The organism is Pedobacter borealis DSM 19626 (assembly GCF_000708285.2).
Taxonomy (GTDB): Bacteria; Bacteroidota; Bacteroidia; order Sphingobacteriales; family Sphingobacteriaceae; genus Pedobacter; species Pedobacter borealis.
In genome coordinates, this window is record NZ_JAUG01000145.1 from 1 (window position 1) to 6,623 (window position 6,623).

Below are 6,623 nucleotides of genomic sequence, written 5' to 3' on the forward strand. Positions count from 1 at the left end.
GAATTGTAACAGCGGTTATTTCTGCCATTAATGAGTTTAAAAAGGGGTAAGGTTCTGTTCCCGCAGATTACGCTGATCTCCGCTGAGTTTTACACCTTCCATCCCAGGTTAGATAGCCCTGATGGCAGCGGAAATCCCTTTTGGACATAGGTAGGTTGTTTATCCCAAGGTTTTCCCAAAAGGATTGCAGCGGACAGCAGGCCGGAACCCAACCTTATAGGTTACTACTATTGCGCTCCAAATAATAAACCCGGAAGTAAGCGCTCTATATTCTTTGTGTATAATAAATAAAACCATTTGTGCCAATGTTGATAATTTTAGCCACATTTAAAACTGATTTAGCGCTAAATGTGTTAATATCATAAGGTTTGCCACAATATTTGGTTATCTTTGTTTTTAACAAAAATATAAGTATAAGTAATGAGTTTTTTTGCAGATAAAAGAAGGGAAGTAATGTTGCATATTGAAAAATATATGCTGGAGTCGATGGGAACTTATTTGAAACCAATCGATATCAACTGGCAACCTTCTGATTTTTTACCAGATTCTACTAGTGAAACATTTTATCAAGATGTGAGAATTTTGAGAGATAACGCAAAAGATCTTTCTTACGATTTAGTGGCCGTTTTAATTGGCGATACCATTACTGAAGAAGCTTTACCAACATACGAATCGTGGTTAGCCATGGTTGATGGACATAGTAGAGACGAAGAAGGTGGTTGGATGAAATGGGTTCGCCATTGGACTGCAGAAGAAAATCGTCATGGTGATTTGTTAAATAAATATTTATACCTATCAGGCCGTGTAGATATGCGCCAAATGGAAATTTCTACGCAATATCTTATCGCTGATGGTTTCGATATTGGTACCGGGCATGATCCATACCGTAACTTTATCTATACTTCTTTTCAAGAATTGGCTACCAATGTATCACACAGAAGGGTAGCTTCTTTAGCTAAAAAAGATGGTGATACGTTATTATCTAGAATGTGTGGTGTAATTGCGTCAGACGAGGCCAGACATGCAAAAGCTTATAAAGATTTCATGAACCGTATTTTCGAGGTTGATCCTAACGAAGCAATGTTGGCTTTTGAAGATATGATGCGTAAGAAAATTGTAATGCCAGCCCATTTCTTACGTGAGGTAGGTTTGAAAATTGGCCAAACATTTGGTCACTTTACAGATGCCGCACAACGTTTAGGGGTATATACTGCAATTGATTACGTTGAAATTATGCAACAGCTGATTGAAGACTGGAAAATTGAGGGTATGCGTGATTTAAACGAAGCTGGTGAAAAAGCGCGCGATTATATTATGGCTTTACCTTCGCGTTTATTACGTGTTGCAGAGCGAATGAAAAACCCTACTATAGATTATAAATTTACTTGGATTGCTGGATAACAGCAAATAAGATATATAGAAGCCTGCCGATGTAAAATCGGGAGGCTTTTTTTGCGTTGCGTATCGTCATTTCCTGAAAGTGCAGTCCCAAACTTTCTGGAGGGAGATCTATCTTGATAGATTTAGTTTCGCTCAGCACTTCGTGGTTCTCGGCTGCGTTGCACTCCGCTCGAAATGACGACTTCTTGCAACTTGCTATCGCCATTTCAATTTTTTTAAATTAAAGATGATCTCTTTTTAATAATAAATATTTCCTTGTTTAGCGAAGTTGAATCCATTTTTTAAGACCTGTTTTTGGATAAGCATATTCCACATTAAAGGGTTGGTATGATTGAAATGGATGAAGAAAATTTTATGTTTAATGGCAATATCCTCTTTATCAAATAAATCTTCTGTTTCTGTTACCAGTGGGTGTGGTACTTCTGAAATAGGCCTATTACCCAGTTCTGCATTGGTATAAAATGTAGCATCAAGCATGGCTACATCAACTTTTTTTACTTCTTCAATGATATTTCTGTCCCATTTGCTCCACTTATCGATATCTGGAATGAAAAGGTACTTTTTAGTAGATGTTTCTATTTTAAAACCAGCAGTTTCTGAATATTCATCACGATGGGGTACTGTAAATGCAGTAATCTTATTTTCTGTTATACGGATAGGGTTATCGGCTTTAAGTTCGATAAGGTTTATGTTTTTTAGCATAACGAGCTGGCTCCAAGGGCCGTTTTGCGTTAAGAAGGATTTGAATTTTGGGAGCACATAAATATTCAGGTTACGTGTAGCCATTACTTCTCTACCGAATTCCATTAAACCTGTATAATGACCGATATGGGCATGTGTGATAAATATACCTTCGGGCAAGTAAGGATAAACTTCATTCGTTCTTTTTCTGAAATCCTGCAGTTGTGCTTTAATATCAGGAGTAGCTTCAAACAGCCACCATTTTTTGGTTTTAGGATCTACCAAAGCAAGTGAAACTACATTTCTTTTTAACTTTTCATCTTTCCATGCCATTTTACAGCAATTTTTCTGGCAACCCATGTGTGGGTAGCCTCCATCCTGGGCAACACCCAGTACCATGATAAAAGAAGACGCAGGCATTTTCTGTGCCCAGGTTTGGACCGAAAAGCCGATTATGAAAAATAATAATATTGCTCTCATTTACATGTTTCTTCTATATTGGCCACCAACTTCATAAAGTGCCTTGCTGATCTGGCCTAATGAACATATCTTACAAATTTCCATGAGCTGTTCGAAGATGTTGTCGCCGGCAATAGCTGATTTTTGAAGTTGTTTTAAGAGATCTGGTGCACGGTCGGCATTACGGTCCTGAAATTTTTGCAATGCCGAAATCTGATATTGTTTTTCATCTTCTGTAGCTCGGATTACTTCACCAGGAACAATAGTAGGTGAACCATTCTTGTTTAAAAAGGTATTAACGCCTACAATAGGATATTCACCTGTATGTTTAAGCGTTTCGTAATACAGACTTTCTTCCTGAATTTTTCCGCGCTGGTACATCGTTTCCATCGCACCCAATACCCCACCACGATCGTTGATGCGTTTAAATTCGGCAAGCACAGCATCTTCTACCAGATCAGTTAATTCTTCGATGATGAAAGCACCTTGTAAAGGATTTTCATTCTTGGCAAGTCCTAATTCTCTGTTGATAATCAATTGAATCGCCATTGCCCTCCTTACTGATTCTTCTGTAGGCGTTGTAATGGCTTCATCGTAAGCATTAGTATGTAGCGAATTACAGTTGTCGTAAATGGCATAAAGGGCCTGTAAAGTGGTGCGGATATCATTAAAATCGATTTCCTGTGCATGTAACGAACGGCCAGAAGTTTGGATATGGTATTTAAGTTTCTGCGAGCGGTCATTTCCCTTGTATTTATTCTTAATGGCTTTGGCCCAGATTCTTCTGGCTACGCGACCGATAACGGCGTATTCCGGATCGATTCCATTGGAAAAGAAGAAAGACAGGTTAGGTGCAAAATCATCAATGTGCATGCCTCTGCTCAAATAATATTCTACAAAGGTAAATCCATTGCTTAAAGTAAAGGCAAGCTGCGAAATTGGATTAGCACCTGCTTCGGCAATGTGATAGCCTGAAATGGATACGGAATAGAAATTCCTTACTTTTTCATCGATGAAATATTTCTGGATATCGCCCATCATCCTCAAGGCAAATTCGGTAGAGAAGATACAGGTATTTTGTGCCTGGTCTTCTTTTAAGATATCAGCCTGAACGGTTCCCCTAACCGAGCTGATGGCTCTTGCCCTAATCTTAGCATAAACATCAGCAGGTAAAACCTGATCTCCAGTAACACCTAAAAGCATTAAACCCAAGCCATTGTTTCCTTCTGGTAGGGCACCATTATAGGTTGGTCGCGGAATATTTTTTGCTTTATAGATTGAATCAATTTTGGCCTGGACCTCTTCTGTTAAATCATTTTCGATAATGTATTTTTCACATTGCTGATCAATCGCAGCATTCATGAAAAAGCCTAACAGCATCGGGGCCGGGCCGTTAATGGTCATGGATACAGAGGTTGACGGCGCGCAAAGATCAAAACCTGAATAGAGTTTTTTAGCGTCATCCAAAGTGGCAATACTTACACCCGAGTTTCCGATTTTGCCATAAATATCGGGACGGATGTGCGGGTCTTCTCCATAAAGGGTAACAGAATCAAAGGCAGTAGATAAACGGTGCGCAGGTTGACCTAAAGAAACATAGTGAAAACGTTTATTGGTTCTTTCAGGACCACCTTCTCCTGCAAACATCCGTGTAGGATCTTCGCCTTCTCTTTTTAACGGGAATACACCTGCCGCATATGGAAATTCGCCTGGAAGGTTTTCCGTTAACAGCCATCTTAAAATATCGCCCCAATCTTCATATCTCGGTAGTGAAACTTTAGGGATATTCAGTTTGGAAAGTGATTCGTAAAATAAGGGTTGTTTAATCTCTTTATCGCGGACTTTATAAATGAAAAATTCTTCTTTGTAAGCTCTTTTGGTATCTGGCCATTGGCGCAATAAGCGTCTACATTCGCCATCTAATTGTTCTTCGAAGAAAGAGTAAGTTGCATTTAAACTCTTTGACACCCCGTCCTGCGGACACCCCTCTGGAAGAGGGGAATTATTATCACCTAGTAAATCAATCACACCTTTCAATTGGTACATTTTCCGGGCAATGGTAGCCTGTTTATCTACCCATTCGTTATACGTTTGGCTTGCTTCGGCAATTTCTGCCAGATAGCGGATGCGATCAGGGGGGATGATGTAAATTTTCTCTGATTGATCTGAGGTAAGTTCCATTTTGGCTTTGAAATCCGTTCCGGTTTTTACCCTGATCTGCTCCATTAAGGCAACAAATAGGTTATTCATGCCCGGATCATTAAATTGTGATGCCATGGTTCCATAAACTGGAATTTCATCATCTTTCGCATCAAAAATATTGTGATTGCGTTTGTATTGTTTGCGCACATCTCTCAGTGCATCTAATGCACCTCTTTTATCAAATTTGTTAATGGCTACCAGATCAGCGAAATCTAGCATGTCGATTTTCTCCAACTGCGTAGCTGCACCAAATTCTGGGGTCATTACGTATAGGGAAACATCACAGTGTTCGGTAATTTCGGTATCTGATTGGCCAATGCCCGAGGTTTCTACAATAATTAAATCGTAACCAGCGGCTTTGCAGATATCGATACTTTCCTGAACGTTTTTGGATAGTGCAAGGTTGGCCTGCCTGGTGGCTAAAGAACGCATGTAAACCCTCGGGTTATTGATGGCATTCATCCGGATACGATCGCCCAATAAAGCGCCACCGGTTTTTCTTTTGGAAGGATCGACAGAGATAATCGCTAAGGTTTTATCTTTCACTTCTACAAGGAAACGACGGACAAGCTCATCTACCAGTGATGATTTTCCGGCGCCACCTGTACCTGTAATGCCTAAAATAGGGGCGGTATTATTTTTTGATAATTTTTTTAATTCATCTACAAATTTTTGTGCGCCTTCGGGATCATTTTCTGCAACGGTAATGGCCCCAGCAATGGCTTTAATATCTTTTGTAGGAATGGTTTCGAGCTCGTTAGTAATGCTGGCTTTGGTGATGAAATCGGTTTGGATCAGCATATCATTGATCATGCCTTGCAAACCCATCTTACGGCCATCATCTGGAGAGTAGATTTTAGAAATTCCATAAGACTGGAGTTCTTCTATCTCTGAAGGTAAGATTACGCCACCGCCACCTGCAAATATTTTAATATGGCCAGATCCTCTTTCTTGCAGGAGGTCATACATGTATTTAAAGTATTCAATGTGTCCGCCTTGATAAGAAGTCATTGCAATACCCTGAACATCTTCCTGAATGGCACAATTTACCACTTCATCGACAGATCTGTTATGGCCAAGATGGATAACTTCTGCTCCTGAAGATTGGAGGATACGGCGCATGATATTAATTGTGGCATCATGTCCGTCGAAAAGTGAAGCAGCGGTTACAAAACGGATTTTATTTTTAGGCTTATATATTTCTACTTGTTGCATACGATAGGATTTAAAGGATCAGTGTGCTCAAACGACCAATCCTTGTCCAAATATATTTGGTATGCAAATGTACTAAAATAAGGAGTTTAAACAGCGAATACCCTATACCATTACGGCTTTTGGTTCAGCTATAAATCCTGCCCGAATTGCAGTAAATAACCGTTATTATCGTAAATGGCAAACTCCCTCATGCCATATTCGAAATCTTCTAGCGGATAACAGATTTCACATTGATCTTTTAAACTTTCCCAGAGTGTAGTCGCCTCGTTTGTATTGATGTAAAGTGAACCGCTCATAATTGATTTAGGGATATTGCGATGCTTGTTTGGAGAACAAAACATAATTTCGATCTCATCTTTTCGGAGGGTTAACCAACTCAGATCGTCAAGTTTTACATCACAAGTGAAGTTTAAAACTTCTGTATAAAACTTTAATGTTGCTTGCATATCATGCGATTCGAGCATGGGTGTAAGTTTGGTTGCGATGTATGTTGACATGATCTAAAATAAAGAAAATAGGAAATTTTAGCAAGTTATCGTCATTTCGAGGGATAATTTATTGTATAAAAATCAATATGAATGACGCATATCCTTTTTTGCCCAGAGGCTCATCCTTGCCTCGGCTCACCGCCGCCGAAAGGCTCTTTCTTTTTGGCATCAAAAAGA

Annotated in this window: 4 protein-coding genes; 1 reads left to right on the forward strand and 3 read right to left on the reverse strand. The window is 39.4% G+C overall.

Going from position 1 to position 6,623, the window contains the following annotated elements; all coding sequences use genetic code 11:
• The first annotated feature begins 420 nt into the window (after window positions 1-420).
• Window positions 421-1,401: an acyl-ACP desaturase gene (locus AW17_RS22595; protein ID WP_029280431.1), complete on the forward strand. Its 981-nt coding sequence runs from the start codon at window positions 421-423 to the stop codon at window positions 1,399-1,401.
• A gap of 237 nt (window positions 1,402-1,638) precedes the next feature.
• Here AW17_RS22595 and AW17_RS22600 read toward each other — a convergent pair whose 3' ends face one another.
• The 3 genes from AW17_RS22600 to AW17_RS22610 all read right to left on the reverse strand — a co-directional run bounded on the left by AW17_RS22600 (window position 1,639) and on the right by AW17_RS22610 (window position 6,455).
• Window positions 1,639-2,562: an MBL fold metallo-hydrolase gene (locus AW17_RS22600; protein WP_029280433.1), complete on the reverse strand. Its 924-nt coding sequence runs from the start codon at window positions 2,560-2,562 to the stop codon at window positions 1,639-1,641.
• A complete protein-coding gene (locus tag AW17_RS22605; RefSeq protein ID WP_029280435.1) occupies window positions 2,563-5,958 on the reverse strand; it encodes a methylmalonyl-CoA mutase family protein in 3,396 nt (1,131 codons plus the stop codon). It lies immediately after the preceding gene.
• A 128-nt stretch (window positions 5,959-6,086) separates the two neighbouring features.
• Window positions 6,087-6,455, reverse strand: a complete 369-nt coding sequence (locus AW17_RS22610; RefSeq protein WP_029280437.1) for a VOC family protein — start codon at window positions 6,453-6,455, stop codon at window positions 6,087-6,089.
• Window positions 6,456-6,623: the final 168 nt, after the last annotated feature.

Bases quoted from the DNA above. Each gene is read 5' to 3' on its own strand.
- AW17_RS22595 (WP_029280431.1), top strand. From the start codon at position 421: ATGAGTTTTTTTGCAGATAAAAGAAGGGAAGTAATGTTGCATATTGAA.
- AW17_RS22600 (WP_029280433.1), bottom strand. From the start codon at position 2,562: ATGAGAGCAATATTATTATTTTTCATAATCGGCTTTTCGGTCCAAACC.
- AW17_RS22605 (WP_029280435.1), bottom strand. From the start codon at position 5,958: ATGCAACAAGTAGAAATATATAAGCCTAAAAATAAAATCCGTTTTGTA.
- AW17_RS22610 (WP_029280437.1), bottom strand. From the start codon at position 6,455: ATGTCAACATACATCGCAACCAAACTTACACCCATGCTCGAATCGCAT.